Origin of the sequence: Burkholderia ubonensis (genome assembly GCF_902833085.1) — a bacterium.
GTDB lineage: Bacteria > Pseudomonadota > Gammaproteobacteria > Burkholderiales > Burkholderiaceae > Burkholderia > Burkholderia ubonensis.
On record NZ_CADFEB010000006.1, the window covers coordinates 311,653 to 329,059 of the forward strand.

Genomic DNA, 17,407 nt, shown 5'->3' on the forward strand with positions numbered 1-17,407 from the left:
TTCGTCAGTTGTTTTGCAGCGCTCATCCCAGTGCGTAAAAGCGGGCCGTTTATTCCGGCGGCGTGAACAGCTTGGCACGTCACCCGAGTCGCATGCCGCCGCCGGCTTCCAGGCCGGAGGACGGCGCCGCGCGTCCGTCTGATGGGTGTCCGCGTACGAGATTCGTGCCGCGTCGGCAAGCCACGCATCCGGGAATCGGTCGGGAATCGATTCCAGTTGATTTCCGTTTTTCCGATTCAGGATTTTTCGGAAAGCAAGGATGATTCGACCCGGCTTTTAAATGAATAAATTGCCGAATTGGATCGTGATGAAAGGAAATCGGAATTACATAATTACCGAATGAAGCATTGCTCCTGATTCACCGATCGGGCCGGTTTTCGTCGTCGGGAAACCGGTGGAGACTGATTGCGCTGCGAGGATCGAATATGCGACGGCGGTCCGGTGGTTTCATCGTCCTGGGGTGCGTGCTGCTGCTCCCGGGATGCGGCGCGACGGAGCGCGCCGCTGCGGTGCCGTATGCGATCACGGTCGACGTCGCGCCCGACGTCAATCCGGACCTCAACCGCAAGCCGTCGCCGATCGTGCTGAAGGTGTTCCAGCTCAAGGCCGCGTCGGCATTCGAGAGTGCGGATTTCTTCTCGCTGCAGGACAAGCCGGAGGGCGTGCTCGGCGCGGACCTGCTCGGCGTCGACCGGATCATCCTGCGGCCGGGCGAGGCGCGCACGCTGCATTACCGCGGCAACGTGGAAGCGGGCGCGCTCGGCGTCGTCGCAGAATACCGCGTGCTCGAAAAGAACCGCTGGCGGCTCACCGTGCCGTTGCCGCGCGCGAAGCAGCTCAACGTCTACAAGTTCTGGCAGACCTCGCCGGGCGAGCTGAAGCTGTCGATCGCGGTGCGCAACGGCGGAATCGGGCTCGGCGGCGATGCACGGGGGCGCCCATGAACGAACCGTCATTGTCCGCGACGCCGGTCGCGGCCCTGCGTCAGCGCGTGGTATGGACCGAAGGGATGTTCCTGCGGCCGCAGCATTTCCAGCAGCTCGAACGGCACTGGGAACGCTATGTGAGCCTGCGCTGCCTGCCGCTGCTGGGGTTCGGCTGGGGGTTCGACGCGCTGGAGATCGATCGCGAGCTGCTCGCGCTCGGCAAGGTCGCGCTGCGCGCGGCGTCGGGCGTGATGCGCGACGGCACGCCGTTCGACCTCGCGCATCCGGACGACCTGCCCGAGCCGTTCGACGTGCCCGCCGACGCGAAGGACCAGCTCGTCGTGCTTGCGCTGCCGCACTGGCGCGGCGGCGCGGAGGAGGTGTCGTTCGGCGGCGAAGGCGACGCCGACGTCGCGCGCTACGTCGTGCGCGAATACGAGATCGCCGACGCGAACGCGGTCGCGCTCGGCCCCGCGCTGCTGCAAACGGGCCGCCTCAACGTGCGGCTGATGCTCGAAGCGGAACTGACGGGCGACTGGCACGCGCTCGGCGTCGCGCGGATCGTCGAGCGGCGCACCGACGGCCGGCTGCTCGTCGACGACGGCTACATCCCGCCGCGGCTCGTCGCGCAGCGAGACCCGGTGCTGCTGCGCCACACGCGCGAGCTGCACGGGCTGCTGACGCAGCGCAGCGAGGCGCTGGCCGAGCGGCTGTCGGAGCCGGGGCGCGGCGGCGTGTCGGAGGTCGCGGATTTCCTGCTGCTGCAGCTCGTCAACCGCTATCTGGCGCTCACCTGGCATGCGCAGCAGGACGTCGCCGCGCATCCGGAGACGCTGTTCTGCGACTGGCTGAAGCTCGCGTGCGACCTGAGCACGTTCACCGCGGCCGGCCGGCGGCCGCAGACGCTCGCGATCTACCGGCACGACGACTTGCGCGCGAGCTTCGGAGAACTGATGGTCGAGCTGCGCCGCTCGCTGTCGACGGTGCTCGAGCAGAACGCGATCCAGATCGAGCTGCGCGACGCGGGCAACGGGATGCGGGTCGCGACGCTCGCCGATCCGTCGCTGCGCGACACGGCGGGCTTCGTGCTCGCGGTGCGCGCGGACGTGCCGGCCGACAGCCTGCGCGCACGCTTTCCGGCGCAGGCGAAGCTCGGGCCCGTCGAGCGCATCCGCGATCTCGTGCAGCTGCAGCTGCCGGGGATCGCGATGCGCCAGCTGCCGGTCGCGCCGCGGCAGATTCCGTATCACGCGGGCCATACCTACTTCGAGATCGACAAGGGCGGCGACCTGTGGAAGCAGCTCGCGCGCTCCGGCGGTCTGGCGCTGCATCTGGCCGGCGAATTCCCGGGACTCTCGATGGAGTTCTGGGCGATTCGCGGATAAGGGCGGGAGGCGCGCGATGAACCCTTCTACCGATTCGTTCTCCACCGGCGCAGGCGGCTTCGTGCCGCCCAACCCGGGCGGCATGCACGCGGCTGCCGACGCGGCCGCGGCCGGCCCGGCCGGTGCGTCCGTCATGCAGCCGAGGCCGGGCCGCTGGGCGGCGAGCGGCACGAACCCGCTCGTCGCCGCCGCGAACCCGCTGCTCAACCTCGTGCCGCAGATCCGCTCGACGGTGCACCACCCGAACCCGGCGTGGCTGCGCGAGCATCTCGTCGTCGAGATCCGGCAGTTCGAGGCGCGCGCGCAGGAGGCGGGCGTCGCGTCCGAGGCGATCATCGGCGCGCGCTACTGCCTGTGCACGGCGCTCGACGAGGCCGCCGCGCTGACGCCGTGGGGCGGCAGCGTGTGGTCGTCGCACAGCCTGCTCGTGTCGTTCCACAACGAGACCTGGGGCGGCGAGAAGTTCTTCCACCTGCTCGAACGGCTGTCGCAGCAGCCGCGCCAGCATCTCGACCTGCTGGAGCTGCTGTATTTCTGTCTCGCGCTCGGCTTCGAAGGCCGCTATCGCGTGCTCGACAACGGCCACGCGCAGCTCGACGCGCTGCGCCGCCAGCTCGCGCAGACGATCCGCTCGGTGCGCGGCGAGTTCGATGCGGCGCTGTCTCCGCACTGGCGCGACGTCGTCACGCGCGACGTCACGCGGCGCTTCACGATGCCGCTGTGGGTGTGCGCGGCGCTCGCGCTGCTGCTCGGCTTCGGCGTGTTCGCGGGCCTGCGGATCGCGCTCGCCGGGCATTCGGACCGGCTGTTCGCGTCGATCGACGCGCTGCACGTGCCGAAGCTGCAGCCCGCGCAGCCGGCGCCGCGCCCCGCGCCGGCGCCGCGCATCGCGAAGTTCCTCGAACCGGAGATCGCGGCGGGGCTCGTGTCGGTGCGCGACGACGCGGACCGCAGCGTGATCGTGCTGCGCGGCGACGGGCTGTTCCAGTCGGGCTCGACGTCGGTGATCGACCGCTACCTGCCGGTGCTGGCGCGGGTCGCCGATGCGCTGAACAAGGTGCCCGGCAATGTGCGCGTGAGCGGCTATACCGACGACACGCCGGTGCACACCGCGCGCTTCGCATCGAACTGGGACCTGTCGCGCGAGCGTGCGGAAAGCGTGCGCAGCCTGCTCGCGGCGCGGCTCGACCGTCCGGAGCGGCTCGCGGCGGAAGGGCGCGGCACGCTCGACCCGGTCGCGCCGAACGATACGCCGGCCAATCGCGCGCGCAACCGGCGCGTCGAGATCACGCTGCTGCCCGCGCCGGGCGGCGACGCCGCAGCCGCCAGGGAGACGCGCTGACCATGAGCCAGGCCGTCGCACGCTTCGTCCGCCCATTGCCGTCGCGGGAAATCTGGACCTTCGCGGGGCTCGTCGTGCTCGCGTGCTTCGTCTGGCTCGCGGGCCCGCTGCTCGCGTTCGCCGAGGTTCGCCCGCTCGAAAGCGGCTGGGCGCGCGCGCTGACGATCGTCGTGCTGTTCGCCGCATGGGGCGGGCGCCTCGCGTGGCGCGGCTGGCGCGCGGGCCGGCTCAACGCGCAGCTGCTGAACCAGTTGCGCGACGCCGCGCCGCGCTCGGGCGGCCCCGACGATGCGGCGAAAGCCCAGCTCGACGAGCTGCGCAGCCGCTTCGACGAGGCCGCGACGCTGCTGAAGAAAGTCCGCTTCGGCCAGGCCGACGGCGGCGCGCGCAAGGGGCTGCCGCGCTGGCTGGAACGGATGTCGCGCCAGTACCTGTATCAGTTGCCGTGGTACGTGTTCATCGGCGCGCCGGGCTCGGGCAAGACGACGGCGCTCGTCAATTCGGGGCTCAGCTTTCCGCTGGCCGAGCAGTTCGGCCGCGCGGCGATCCGCGGCGTCGGCGGCACGCGGCACTGCGACTGGTGGTTCACGAACGACGCGGTGCTGATCGACACCGCCGGCCGCTATACGACGCACGAGGGAAACCGCGCGCTCGACGAGGCGGAGTGGAAAGGCTTCGTCGACCTGCTGAAGCGATACCGCGCGCGCCAGCCGCTGAACGGCGCGATGCTGACGATCAGCGTCGCCGACCTGCTCGGCGCGTCCGAAGCGGAGCGCACGCAGCACGCGATGGTGCTGCGCAAGCGGCTGCTCGAATTGCGCGCGCAGCTCGGCATCCGCTTCCCGGTGTACCTGCTCGTCACGAAGGCCGACCTGCTCGCGGGCTTCGCCGAGTATTTCGGCGGATATGGCCGCGCGGAGTGCGCGCAGGTGTGGGGCTTCACGTTCCCGCTCGCGCAGGCCGAGGCATCGGGCTTCGACCTGCGCGCGGCGTTCGACCGCGAATACCGGCTTCTGCACCGCCGGCTCAACGATGCGCTGCCCGAGCTGCTCGCGTCGCAGACCGATGCGCGCCAGCGCGAGATGAGCTATCTGCTGCCGCAGCAGATCGCCGATCTGCAGGACCTGCTCGGCCAGTTCGTCGCCGAAGTGTTCTCGGTGTCGAGCTTCGAGCCGATGCCGATGCTGCGCGGCGTCTACCTGACGAGCGGCACGCAGGAGGGCACCGCGTTCGATCGCGTGATGAGCGGCATCAAGCGCTTCCTGAAGATCGAGGGCGTGCCGCCCGTCGCGCAGTCGGGGGCGACGGGCAAGAGCTTCTTCCTGAAATCGCTGCTGCAGGACCACATCTTCCGCGAGGCCGCGCTCGCGGGCAGCAACCTGCGCTGGCATCAGCGGCGGCGCGTGCTGCAGCTCGCCGGCTACGTGGCGCTCGCGTTCCTGTGCATCGCGATGCTGGCCGCGTGGCTGAAGAGCTATTCGAACAACCGCGCGTATCTCGACCAGATCGCCGCGCGCGTGCCGGCCGTCGACGTGCAGATCGCCGGCGCGACGATCGCGGGCGCCGCCGACGTCGCCCGGCTGCTGCCGGTGCTCGATGCGCTGGGCAGCCTGTCGAATGCGGGCGGCGTCGATCTCGCGCATCCGCCGCTCGCGTATCGCTGGGGGCTGTTCCAGGGCGAGAAGATCGACGAGGCGGTCGACGCGATTTACCGGCGCGCGCTCGACGACGTGCTGCTGCCGATCGCCGCGAGCCGGATGGAAGCGGCGCTGCGCGAAGCGCGGCCGGACGACGTCGAATACGCGTACGCGGCGCTGAAGGCGTACCTGATGCTCTACGACGGCGCGCATTACGATCCCGCGTTCGTGCAGGCCGTCGTCGATCTCGAGATGGAGCGCGCGCTGCCCGCCGATTTCACGCCGTCGCAGCGCGCGGCGTTGCGCGCGCATCTGGCGGCGCTGTTCGGCAATCGCGTCGCGGTGTCGCCGTTCCCGATGAACGAGCGGCTCGTCGCCGACGTGCGCGATCGGCTGCGGCAGGTGCCGTTCTCGCAGCGGCTGTACCGGCAGCTCGCGCGCACGCTGCGGCCGGCCACCGCGTCGTTCGACTTCAGCGTCGCGCGCGCGGTCGGCCCCGACGCGTCGATGGTGTTCCGCCGCCAGAGCGGCAAGCCGCTCGCGGACGGCGTGCCGGGCCTCTACACGCGCAACGGCTATCGCAACGTGTTCGCGCCGCGCCTGGCCGGTGCGGTCGAGGCGTTCGGACGCGAGGAGGTGTGGGTGCTGAATCTCGGCGCGTCCGAGATGCCGGGCGCGAACGACGCGGCCGCGTGGGCGCGCGACGTCCGGCAGCTTTACCTGAATGACTACCTGAAGATCTGGGACGACTATCTCGGCGACGTCCGGCTGCAGCGCACGTCGTCGCTTGCGCAGAGCATCCAGGTCGCGCGCGCGCTGTCGTCGGCGGATTCGCCGCTGACCCGGCTGATGGTCGCGCTCGCGCGCGACACGGCGCTCGGCGATGCGCCCGGCGGCGCACGCAATCTCGCATCGCGCGCGCAGGACAAGGTCGACGAGGCGCGCAGCTCGCTCGCGCAGATCTTCGCGGGCCAGCCGGGCGGCGATGCGGATGCGGGGGCCGCCGCGCCCGCGAGCCCGGAACAGGTCGTCGACAGCCATTTCGCGGGCCTGCGCACGTTCGCGCCGGGCAGCGGCGACCAGGCCGCGTCGTTCGATTCGGTGCTGAAGGCGATCGACGTGCTGTACACGTACCTGACCGCGACCGACGACGCGTTGAGGAGCGGCGCGACGCCGCCTCCGTCCGACGCGCCGGCGCGGCTGCGCGCGCAGGCCGGCCGGCTGCCGACGCCGTTCCGCGAAGTGCTCGACGACCTGTCGAACGTCGCGAACGGCAGCGTCGCGACCGTCGAGCAGCGCAGCGTCGCGCAGCGCGCGGGCGCGAACGTCGGCGACTTCTGCCGGCAGGCGATCGACGGCCGCTATCCGTTTGCGCGCGGCTCGTCGCGCGACGTCGCGCCGTCGGACTTCGCGCAGCTGTTCGCGCCGGGCGGCCTGATGGACGACTTCTTCCAGAAGAACCTGCAGCCGATCGTCGACACGACGTCGCATCCGTGGCGCTTCGCGAACCGCAACGCGGACGCGGACCCGGCGGCGGCCGCGATGCTCGCGTCGTTCGAGAAGGCCGCGGTGATCCGCGACGTGTATTTCGGAGGCGGCGCGCGCACCGCGCAGTTGAAGGCGCAGATCCAGCCGCTCGAAATGGACCCGGCGATCGCCGAGATGGTGCTCGACGTCGACGGCCAGATCGTCCGCTACGCGCACGGGCCGCTCGTGCCGAGCGCGGTGCAGTGGCCGGGCCCGCGCGGCAGCAACCAGGTGCGGCTGCAGGCGACCGGCACGACGGGCGCGGCGGACGGCATCACGACCGACGGGCCGTGGGCGCTGCACCGGCTGTTCGACCGCGCGGCGCTGTCGGCCGGGCGCGGGTCCGAGCAGATGGTCGCGCGCTTCTCGGTCGACGGCAAACCGATCGTGCTGCTGGTGACCGCGAGCAGCGTCCGCAATCCGTTCAGGCTGGCCCAGATGGAGTCCTTCGCATGCCCTCCGAAGCCATGAGCACGACACCGGCGCACACGACCAGCGGCGCACCGCCGGCCTGGTACGGAAAGATTCCGGGCGCGGGGGACTTCGTGAACCGCCGGCTGCCGCACACGCTCGCCGGCTGGTGGGAGCGCTGGCTTCAGCAGGGCATGGCCGCGCTGCGCCAGCGCGGCGCGGACGAGATCGCGCGCCACTACACGGTCGCGCCGGTCTGGAATTTCCTGATTCCGGCGGGGGCCGGCGCGGCGTGCGTGCAGCCGGGCTGCGTCGCGCCGAGCTGCGATCGGGTGGGGCGCTATTACCCGGTGCTCGTCACGCTGCCGCTCAACACCGCCGATTACTGGAGCGGGCTGCCGGACTCAGCCGACGCGTTCTACTGGCAGATCGGCAGCGCGCTGCTCGACGCGATCCGGCATGCGCGCACGCCGGTCGATCTCGAGGATGTGCTGGAACAGGTGCGGCTCGCGCCCGACGGCGCAGGGCCGGCCGCGCGCGACGGCGACCCGGACGCGCCGTCGCCGCAGGCGTGGCCGGAGCGGCCCGAGCAGACGGTGGCGCCCGCATGGCCGGGGCTGTCCGGGTATTTCGATCCGCACGGCGCGACGAGCTTCTGGTGGACCAATCGCGCCGACGGATCGCCGCTGCGTACGCTCGCGCATACCGGCGCGCCGGACAGCCGGCTGTTCCTGCGGCTGTTCGGCGGCGACGCGTAGCGGCATCGAGAGGGTTGGACATGAAGGATTCAATCGCGAGAGACAACGGACAGGACACGGCGAGCCGCGGCGACGCGGCCGAAGTCACGGTGCGGCCGCTGCCGCTTGGTCACAGGCTCGGCGAATTGCAGCTCGACGAGGTGCTCGGCATCGGCGGCTTCGGGATCGTCTATCGGGCGTTCGACCGCACGCTGCGGCGCGCGGTCGCGATCAAGGAATACATGCCGTCGATGCTCGCGACGCGCGGCGGCGACTACACGGTGTCGCTGCGCTCGGAGCGCTTCGCGCCCGCGTTCGACGCGGGGCGCGGCGCGTTCCTCAACGAAGCGCGGCTGCTCGCGCAGTTCGATCATCCGGGGCTCGTCAAGGTCCTGCATTTCTGGGAGAGCCACGGCACCGCGTACATGGTGATGCCGTTCTACGAGGGGCGCACGCTCAAGCAACTGCTCGACGGCGGCGTGCAGATGAGCGAGACGCAGTTGCGCGACGTGGTCGCCGCGCTGCTCGGCGCGCTCGACACGCTGCATCGCGCGCAGTGCTTCCATCGCGACGTCGCGCTCGACAACGTGCTGATCCGTCCGGACGGCAACGCGATCCTGCTCGACTTCGGGGCGGCGCGCAAACAGATCGGCGACCTCGTCGACGACGGCGCGATGATGATCAAGCCCGGCTATGCGCCGATCGAGCAGTACACCGACGATCCCGCGTTCAGCCAGGGGCCGTGGACCGACCTGTATGCGCTCGGCGCGGTGATGCACGCGATGATCACCGGCGAGCTGCCGCCGGCCGCGGTCGTGCGCAGCATCAAGGATACGTACCGGCCGCTCGCGACGCGCGAGCTGCCGGCGCGCGAGCGGTACAGCCCGGGGTTTCTCGCGGCAGTCGATCACGCGCTGCAATTGCGGATCGCGGACCGGCCTGAATCGGTGGCCGCGTTCGCGGCGGAGCTGGGGCTGAGCGGGTTCGGTCGGGTGGGGTATGGGGCCGACGTGGCGGCCGCTTCGTCCGGCGATGCGCCGGCGTCCGCGCAAGCCTCGCCGGCGGCGGATGCCGAGCCGGCGCTGAAGCGTCAGGCGGCCGGGGCCGGGAATGCCGCGGCGGCTGCGTCGAACGAGGCGTCCAGCGCCGACAGTGCCGCAGCGCCTGCGTCGAGCGAGACGCCCGCGACGTCGACGCAACGCCAGCCCGCGCGTGATGAAAACGCCGTATCGGGTCAATCCGGCGCGGCATCTTCGACGCCCGGCGTGCAGCCTGTCGCCGACACGTCCAGCGTGTCCGCGAAGGCCGCCAACGCCGCGACAGCCGCCGCTCCGGCCAGCGGTCCGCAGAGAACGGACGCCCGGCGCCCCGCGCACACCCCGTGGCACGGCGGCCGCCGCGCGGGCGTCTACGTCGGCGGCGCGCTCGCCGTGCTGCTGGCGATCGGCATCGGCGCCGCCTATCTCGCGAAACCGGTGCGCACGGCCGACTCGCCGGCATCGGGTGCAAGCGTGCCGCAGGCAGCCGCGCCGGCGCCGGCGATGGCACCCGAACCGGGCCGCGACACCGGGCTCGCCGCCGCACAGCACGGCCCCACGCCGATCGTCATCCCGCCGTCGAGCCAACCGGCAGAGCCATCCGTGCAAGAGCCGACGCCGGCAGTCGCGACGGCGGTCGCGAGCGAACCCGCCGCGACACCGCCGCCACAGATCGCGAAGAACACCGCAAGCGCCGCCCCGGCCGCGCCCGGCTCGCGCATCGCGCCGGCCGCGAGCCTCGATGCGTCCGAGCGGGTCGTCACCGTGCCGCCGTCGGACGCCGCGGCGCCGCCGGCTTCGTCCGCCCCGCCGGCCCCGTCCGCCGCCGAGGCCGTCGCCGCCGCCCCGGACGAGCAGCGTCCGCCCGACCGGCCGGAAACCGTCGCGGTGCGCTTTCACGTGCGGCCGTGGGGCGACATCTACGTGAGCGGCGTGCGGCGCGGCGCGAGCCCGCCGCTGCGCTCGGTGTCGCTGGCGCCGGGCACCTACCAGATCGAGATCCGCAACGGCGCGCTGCCGCCGCTGCGGCGCACCGTGACGATCGACCCCGGCAGCAAGCCGATCAGCATCGACTATGCATTCGAATGACGCCAGCGAAACGGCGCGCGCCGCCGCCGCACCCGCCAACGGAGCCCGCATGCAGACGCCGCGCGCCGACCTGATCGACCGCCTGCTCGCCGGCCTCGCGCCCGACGCGCCGTGCGGCGCGAATCTCGAGTACGAGGCGGAGTTCCTGCAACTGCAGGAGCGCGCGACGCCGCGTCCGGAGCAGCAGTACGGCGACACCGTGATCCCGGCCGAAGCGCCGGACTGGAGCGCGGTCGAGCGGCTCGCGCTCGCGCTGTCGGCGCGCACGAAGGACTTGCGCATCGCCGCGCACCTCGCGCGCAGCTGGACCGAGCTGCACGGCGTGGCCGGCTACGCGGACGGGCTTGCCGTCGTCGCCGGCCTGCTCGACCGGTGGTGGGACGACGTGCATCCGCGCGTCGATGCGGACGGCGACCCCGACCCGACGCTGCGGATCAACGCGCTGGCCGACGTGGCGGGCGCACACGACTGCGCGCGCGCGGCGCGCCGCCAGCCGCTGTTCGACGGCGGGCCGAGCGTGCGCGACGCCGAGCGCGTGCTCGACGGCCGCGACGGCGACGCGGAGCGTGCGCCGGGCGCCCGCGAACGGCTGATCGCCGAACTCGCGCACGTACGCGGCGACGGCTCGCGGTCCATGCAGGCGGGCCTTGCCGTGCTGGACGCGCTCGACGCGATCCGTGCGCGCGTGACGGACAAGCTCGGCGGCGAATGGGCGCCCGACGAGAGCGACTTCGAGAAGGCGCTGCGGCGAATCGCGCTCGACGTGCTCACGGTGTCCGGCCCGCAGCCGGCGGCCCCGTCCGGCGAACCGGCCGACGCATCCGGAACCGCCGCGCCGCACGCGGCGGCCACCGCGCCGGCGCAGCCCGACGGCCGCGCCTGGCGCGACGCCGAGGTGACGAGCCGCGACGACGTGCGGATCGGCCTCGACAAGATCTGCCGGTACTTCGAGCTGCACGAGCCGAGCCATCCCGCGCCGCTGCTGTTGCGGCGCGCGCAGCGGCTGCTCGCGCTCGACTTCTACGAAATCATCCGGGATCTCGCTCCGGAAAGCCTGCCGAAGCTGGACCTGCTGAGCGGCCAGCGGAGCGAATGACACGATGCCGCGCGGGCGGCGGCGAACGGCGCAACTTGATGCGAAGGAGCAGACGATGACGGACAGAATCAAAGGGGCGGGCAGCGGACAGAAGTTCATCGCGCGCAACCGGGCGCCGCGCGTGCAGATCGAGTACGACGTCGAGACGTACGGCGCCGAGCGCAAGGTCCAGCTGCCGTTCGTGATGGGCGTGATCGCGGATCTCGCGGGCAAGCGCGCGGAGCCGCTGCCGGACCTGCCGGAGCGCAAGTTTCTCGAGATCGACGTCGACAACTTCGACGAGCGGATGAAGTCGGTCGCGCCGCGCGTCGCGTTCCAGGTGCCGAACACGCTGACCGGCGACGGGATGCTCAACGTCGACATGACGTTCGAGCGCATCGACGATTTCTCGCCGGCCGCGATCGCGCGCAACGTCGACGCGCTGCGCCGGCTGCTGGAGGCGCGCACCGAGCTGTCGAACCTGCTGTCGTACATGGACGGCAAGCACGGCGCCGAGCAGCTGATCGAGCAGGCGATCAACGATCCCGAGCTGCTGAAGTCGCTGTCGCGGCAGCCGAGCGCGGCAACAGCAGTAGCAAACGACGCGCCGGCCTTGCCGGACGGCACGACCCAACCGGAGGTGCGCGATGAATGAATCCGCCCAGACCCGACCCGACGCGCGCCCGGCCGCGCAGCCCGCCGTCGCGCGCGACGAGTTCGCCGCGCTGCTGCAGAAGGAGTTCAAGCCGAAGACCGCCGAGGCGCGCGAATCGGTCGAGCGGGCCGTGCGCACGCTCGCGCAGCAGGCGCTGGAAAACACGGTCGGGATGACGACCGATGCGTACGGCAGCGTCAAGCGGATCATCGCGGAGATCGACCGCAAGCTGTCCGAGCAGATCAACCTGATCCTGCATCACGGCGAGTTCCAGACGCTCGAAGGCGCGTGGCGCGGGCTGCATTACCTCGTCACGAACACCGAAACCGACGAGCTGCTGAAGATCAAGGCGCTGCCCGCGTCGCGCAACGAGCTCGCGCGCACGCTCAAGCGCTACAAGGGCGTCGCGTGGGACCAGAGCCCGCTGTTCCGCAAGGTCTACGAGGAGGAATACGGCCAGTTCGGCGGCGAGCCGTTCGGCTGCCTCGTCGGCGATTTCCATTTCAACCACAGTCCGCCCGACGTCGAGATGCTCGGCGAGCTGTCGAAGATCGCGGCGGCCGCGCATGCGCCGTTCATCGCGGGCGCGTCGCCCGAGCTGATGCAGATGGACTCGTGGCAGGAGCTGTCGAACCCGCGCGACCTGACCAAGATCTTCCAGAACACCGAGTACGCGGCGTGGCGCAGCCTGCGCCAGTCCGACGATTCGCGCTACGTCGGGCTCGCGATGCCGCGCTTCCTCGCGCGGCTGCCGTACGGCGCGCGCACCAATCCGGTCGACGAATTCGACTTCGAGGAGGACACCGGCGCGGCGAGCCACGATCGCTACACGTGGGCGAACTCCGCGTACGCGATGGCCGCCAACATCAACCGCTCGTTCAAGCTGTACGGCTGGTGCTCGTCGATCCGCGGCGTCGAGTCGGGCGGCGCGGTCGAGGGGCTGCCGTGCCACACGTTCCCGACCGACGACGGCGGCGTCGACCAGAAATGCCCGACCGAGATCGCGATCAGCGACCGCCGCGAGGCCGAGCTCGCGAAGAACGGCTTCATGCCGTTCGTGCACCGGAAGAACTCGGATTTCGCGGCGTTCATCGGCGCGCAGTCGCTGTACCAGCCGGCCGAATACCACGATCCCGACGCGACCGCGAACGCGCGGCTGTCCGGCCGCCTGCCGTACCTGTTCGCGTGCTGCCGGTTCGCGCATTACCTGAAGTGCATCGTGCGCGACAAGATCGGCTCGTTCCGCGAACGCGAGGACATGGAGCGCTGGCTGAACGACTGGATCATGAACTACGTCGACGGCGATCCGGCGAACTCGTCGCAGGAAACCAAGGCGCGCAAGCCGCTCGCGGCCGCGCAGGTCGTCGTCGACGAGATCGAGGACAACCCCGGGTATTACGCATCGAAGTTTTTCCTGCGGCCGCATTACCAGCTCGAAGGGCTCACCGTATCGCTGCGGCTCATCTCGAAGCTGCCGTCCGCGAAGGCGGCAGGCGAGTGAGCGGCGACCGGCATTCAACCAGACGGAGGCAGCAATGGGCGTGGCGATGTTTATGAAGGTGGACGGCGTCACCGGCGAATCGGCGGACGCCCAGCACAAGGGCTGGACCGACATCCAGACGTTTTCGTGGGGCGCGAGCCAGCCGGGCGCGATGGCGAGCGGCAGCGGCGGCAACGCGGGCAAGGCGAGCTTCAACGATCTCGTCGTGGCCGCTTACATGGACAAGGGCGCGCCCGCGATCATCAAGAACTGCGCGAGCGGCAAGCACCTGCCGTCGGTCGAGATCTCCGCGTGCAAGACCGGCGGCACGCAGGTCGAGTTCATGCGCGTGACGCTGCAGGAGGTGCTCGTCACGTCCGCGCAGGTCGCGGGCGTCGACCCCGGCGACGCCGCCGACCGGCTGCTGATGCACTACGGCTTCCAGGCCGCGAAGGTCAAGAAGCAGTACTGGCAGCAGAACGACAACGGCGGCAAGGGCGCCGAGGTGTCGGTCGGCTGGAACATCAAGGAAAACTCCGAGATGTAGCGGCGCGGAGGCCGAACCATGGACGACCTGCGCCCCGGCGACGACCGGGACGGCGGCATGCGCGACCGGCTGCAGCCCGCGCTGCTCGACCGGCTGACCGACACCGACCCGCAGCGCCGCGCGGAGCCGCCCGGCGCGCAGTGGATCGGCGCCGAGCGGCTGCGTGCGGCGGTGCTGCGCGATCTCGCGTGGCTGCTCAACACGCGCAACGCGGAGGACGGCTTCGTCGACTGGTCGGCGTTCGCGCACGCGCAGGCGTCGGTGCTCAACTACGGGATGCGGCCGCTCGTCGGCAAGCCGATGTCGGGCGTCGAGCGGATCGCGGTCGAGACGTCGATCCGCGATGCGATCGTCCGCTTCGAGCCGCGCATCGCGCCCGCCAGCGTCGAGGTGCGCAGCGTGCCCGATGCGCCCGGCGGCGCGGCCGGCGAGCGGCGGCACAACGTGCTGCTGTTCGAGATCCGGGGCACGCTGTGGTCGGTGCCGCATCCGGTCGAATTCGTGCTGCGCTCGGATCTCGATCTCGAGACCGGCGCGATGTCGCTGCAATCGGCGGCGGGAGCCTGAACCGATGGAGACGCGCCTGCTGGAGTACTACAACCGCGAACTCGCGTACCTGCGCGAGCTGGGCGCCGAGTTCGCGCAGCAGTTCCCGAAGGTTGCCGCGCGGCTGCGGCTGCCCGAGTCGGGGCCGCCCGATCCGTACGTCGAGCGGCTGCTCGAAGGCTTCAGCTTTCTCACCGCGCGCGTGCAGCTCAAGATGGACGCGGAGTTTCCGCGTTTCACGCACGCGCTGCTCGACGCGGTGTATCCGGGCTACGTCGCGCCGCTGCCGTCGATGGCGATCGTGCAGTTCGCGCCGGTGATGAACGAGGGCAGCCTCGCGCAGGGCTGGCGGCTGCCGGCCGGCACCGCGCTGCGCGCGCGGCCCGCCGCGGCCGAACAGCCGACCGCATGCGAATTCCGCACCGCGCACGACCTGACGCTGTGGCCGCTCGAACTGGCGGACGCGGCGGTGACGGGCGCGCCGGCCTCCCTGCCGCGCGGGATCGTGCCGGCCCGGCGCGACGTGCGCGGCGCGCTGCGGATCCGGCTGCGCGCGCGCGGCGGCGCGCATCTCGCGCAGTTGCCGCTCGACCGGCTGATGTTCCATCTCGCCGGCCCGGAGCGGGATGCGCTGCATCTGCTCGAACTGATCGCCGCGCATACGCTCGGCGTCGTCGTTCACGATCCCGGCCAGCCGCCGCGCTGGGCGCATGCGCTCGGCGCCGACGCGGTCGTCCACCAGGGCTTCGACGCCGAGCAGGCGATCCTGCCGGACGACGGCCGCAGCTTCCACGGCTACCGGCTGCTGCGCGAGTATTTCGCGTTTCCCGCGCGGTTCCTGTTCTTCAGCATCGACGGGCTGCGGCCCGCGCTCGCGCGCGCGACCGGCGACGAATGCGAGCTGACGCTGCTGTTCGATCGCCACGACGCGGCGCTCGAGGCTGCCGTCGACGCGCGGCATCTCGCGTTGAACTGCACGCCGGCCGTGAACCTGTTCAAGCGCCGCGGCGACCGCATCCCGGTGGCGCCCGGCGTGCGCGAGCATCACGTCGTCGTCGATCGCAGCCGGCCGCTCGACTACGAGGTCTATGCGGTGGAGCGGCTCGCGAGCGAGCCGCGCGATGACGGCCAGGTGCGCGGGCAGACGCGCGAATTCCGGCCGTTTCATGCGTCGTTCGCCGGCGACGACGGCAATTACGGCGCGTATTACACGGTGCGGCGCGAGCCGCGTCTCGTGTCCGCGCAGGTGCGCGCGAACGGCACGCGCACCGGCTACGTCGGCAGCGAGGTCTACGTGTCGCTGGTCGACAGCCAGTGCGCGCCGTACGACGAGTCGATGCGCTACCTGGCCGTCGACACGCTGTGCACGAACCGCGATCTCGTGCTGCTGCAGCCGCCCGGCGACGCGAACACGTTCACGCTGCGCGTGTCCGCGCCCGTCGAGCGCATCGTCGCGATCCGCGGGCCGTCGCGGCCGCGTCCGCCGATCGCCGACGCGCAGACCGCATGGCGGCTGATCCGCCATCTCGGGCTCGCGCGGCACACGCTGACCGATCTCGACGACGAGGAGGGCGCGCACGTGCTGCGGGAACTGCTCGGCCTGCACGCGGACCCGGCCGATGCCGCGATGCGCCGGCAGATCGACGGCGTGCGGCGGGTCGCGTTCGCGCCGGTGTTCCACCGCCTGCCCGCCGCCGGGCCGCTGATGTTCGGGCGCGGCGTGCAGGTCGACGTGACCGTCGACGATCACGCGTTTTCCGGCGACAGCCCGTTCCTGCTCGGCGCGGTGCTCGAACAGTTCTTCGCGCGGCACGTGTCGATCAATGCGTTCGCCGAATGCGTGCTGACGAGCGCGCAGCGCGGCAGGCTCGCGCACTGGCCGGCGCGCGTCGGCAGGCGGCCCGCGATATGACGCGCGCACCGGACCCGCGCGGCCCGTCGGCCGCAACGCATCCCGCCGCCGCTGCCGCCGACACCGCGGCGCGTCGTGACGCGTTCTGGGCGCGCCTGCGCGCCGCGCCGCAGGGGTACGACCTGTTCGACGCGCTGCGCTGGCTCGACGCGCTGTCGCCCGCGCATGCGCCGCTCGGCCGCGCCGCGCGAGCGCGCGACGAACCGGTGCGGCTCGGCCAGGCGCCGTCGCTCGCGTTCGCGGCGGCGATGCTGGCCGGCGTGGATGATGACGGCGGCGGCGTGCCGCGCATCGCCATCCACGGTTTCGGGCTGTTCGGGCCGAACGGGCCGCTGCCGTCGCACCTGACCGAATACGCGCACGAGCGCGCGAGCCAGCACGGCGATCGCGCGTTCGCCGCGTTCGCCGACCTGTTCCATCACCGGCTGATCCTGCTGTTCTATCGCGCATGGGCCGACGCGCAGCCGACCGTGAGCCTCGACCGGCCCGCGCGTGCGCGCTTCGACGGCTACGTCGCGAGCCTGATCGGGCGTGCGGGCGCGGCCGATGCCCCGGCGGCCCCGGCCGATGCGCTCGCGCCGCATGCGCGCTATTTCCACGCGGGCCATCTGGTGCGGCATACGCGCAACCCCGAAGGGCTCGTGCAGATCCTGCGCCGCCATTTCGGCGTCGCGGCGCGCATCGTCGAGCACGTGCCGCAATGGGTGGCGATCGACCGCGCGCAGCGTTGCGCGCTCCACGCGACGCGGCCGACCCAGCCGCTCGGCGGCGCGGTGCTCGGCCTCGCGGTGCGCGATGCGCAGTCGCGCTTCCGGATCGTGCTCGGCCCGCTGTCGCTCGACGCGTACCGGCGGTTCCTGCCCGGCGGCGCGTATGCGCGGCAGCTCGCGCAGTGGGTGCGCGAGTACGCCGGCGTCGAATTCGACTGGGACGTGCAGCTCGAACTCGCGCACGACGCGGTGCCGGCTCTCGCGCTCGGCGCGCCGCACGGGATCGGCCGCACCGCGTGGCTCGGGCGGCGGCTCGACCCGGGACCGGCGCGCGATCTGGTCATCCGCCAGGCCGCGCGTCATCGTGAACCTGCGTAAATCAACCAAGCCG

General features: G+C 71.6%; 13 protein-coding genes. All 13 read left to right on the forward strand.

Features of this window, described 5'->3' with window-relative positions; all coding sequences use genetic code 11:
• The first annotated feature begins 425 nt into the window (after positions 1-425).
• The 13 genes from tssJ to tssG are packed head-to-tail and all read left to right on the forward strand — an operon-like array spanning position 426 to position 17,394.
• On the forward strand, positions 426-944 hold the full coding sequence (gene tssJ, locus HWX31_RS18600; RefSeq protein WP_059610257.1) for a type VI secretion system lipoprotein TssJ: 519 nt from the start codon (positions 426-428) through the stop codon (positions 942-944).
• Complete coding sequence (tssK, locus tag HWX31_RS18605) at positions 941-2,311, forward strand: type VI secretion system baseplate subunit TssK (protein WP_059610256.1); 1,371 nt, start codon at positions 941-943, stop codon at positions 2,309-2,311. Before tssJ ends, tssK begins: the two co-directional genes overlap by 4 nt.
• Before the next feature lie 16 nt (positions 2,312-2,327).
• On the forward strand, positions 2,328-3,653 hold the full coding sequence (locus HWX31_RS18610) for a DotU family type VI secretion system protein (RefSeq protein ID WP_174962947.1): 1,326 nt from the start codon (positions 2,328-2,330) through the stop codon (positions 3,651-3,653).
• 2 nt (positions 3,654-3,655) lie between these two features.
• Positions 3,656-7,288, forward strand: coding sequence for a type VI secretion system membrane subunit TssM (gene tssM, locus HWX31_RS18615; RefSeq protein WP_174962946.1), 3,633 nt, complete (start codon positions 3,656-3,658; stop codon positions 7,286-7,288).
• Positions 7,270-7,986, forward strand: coding sequence for a type VI secretion system-associated protein TagF (gene tagF / locus HWX31_RS18620; RefSeq protein WP_244143775.1), 717 nt, complete (start codon positions 7,270-7,272; stop codon positions 7,984-7,986). The genes tssM and tagF overlap by 19 nt, the downstream gene beginning before the upstream one ends.
• 20 nt (positions 7,987-8,006) lie before the next feature.
• Positions 8,007-10,091: a serine/threonine protein kinase gene (locus tag HWX31_RS18625; protein WP_175933947.1), complete on the forward strand. Its 2,085-nt coding sequence runs from the start codon at positions 8,007-8,009 to the stop codon at positions 10,089-10,091.
• Positions 10,092-10,140: 49 nt separating this feature from the next.
• Positions 10,141-11,187, forward strand: coding sequence for a type VI secretion system protein TssA (gene tssA / locus HWX31_RS18630; protein WP_174966154.1), 1,047 nt, complete (start codon positions 10,141-10,143; stop codon positions 11,185-11,187).
• A 55-nt stretch (positions 11,188-11,242) separates the two neighbouring features.
• Entirely contained in the window at positions 11,243-11,821 is a 579-nt protein-coding gene (tssB, locus tag HWX31_RS18635; protein WP_059714690.1) for a type VI secretion system contractile sheath small subunit, read from the forward strand.
• A complete protein-coding gene (gene tssC / locus HWX31_RS18640; RefSeq protein ID WP_042587906.1) occupies positions 11,814-13,322 on the forward strand; it encodes a type VI secretion system contractile sheath large subunit in 1,509 nt (502 codons plus the stop codon). The genes tssB and tssC overlap by 8 nt, the downstream gene beginning before the upstream one ends.
• Positions 13,323-13,356: 34 nt before the next feature.
• A complete protein-coding gene (locus tag HWX31_RS18645; RefSeq protein ID WP_059610250.1) occupies positions 13,357-13,848 on the forward strand; it encodes an Hcp family type VI secretion system effector in 492 nt (163 codons plus the stop codon).
• Between the two features lie 18 nt (positions 13,849-13,866).
• Complete coding sequence (gene tssE, locus HWX31_RS18650) at positions 13,867-14,415, forward strand: type VI secretion system baseplate subunit TssE (RefSeq protein WP_059660142.1); 549 nt, start codon at positions 13,867-13,869, stop codon at positions 14,413-14,415.
• 4 nt (positions 14,416-14,419) lie between these two features.
• A complete protein-coding gene (tssF, locus tag HWX31_RS18655) occupies positions 14,420-16,306 on the forward strand; it encodes a type VI secretion system baseplate subunit TssF (RefSeq protein ID WP_174966153.1) in 1,887 nt (628 codons plus the stop codon).
• Positions 16,270-17,394 carry a type VI secretion system baseplate subunit TssG gene (gene tssG / locus HWX31_RS18660; RefSeq protein ID WP_415493587.1) on the forward strand — a complete coding sequence of 375 codons (1,125 nt, stop codon included), beginning with the start codon at positions 16,270-16,272 and terminating at the stop codon, positions 17,392-17,394. The genes tssF and tssG overlap by 37 nt, the downstream gene beginning before the upstream one ends.
• The last annotated feature ends 13 nt before the right edge of the window (positions 17,395-17,407 follow it).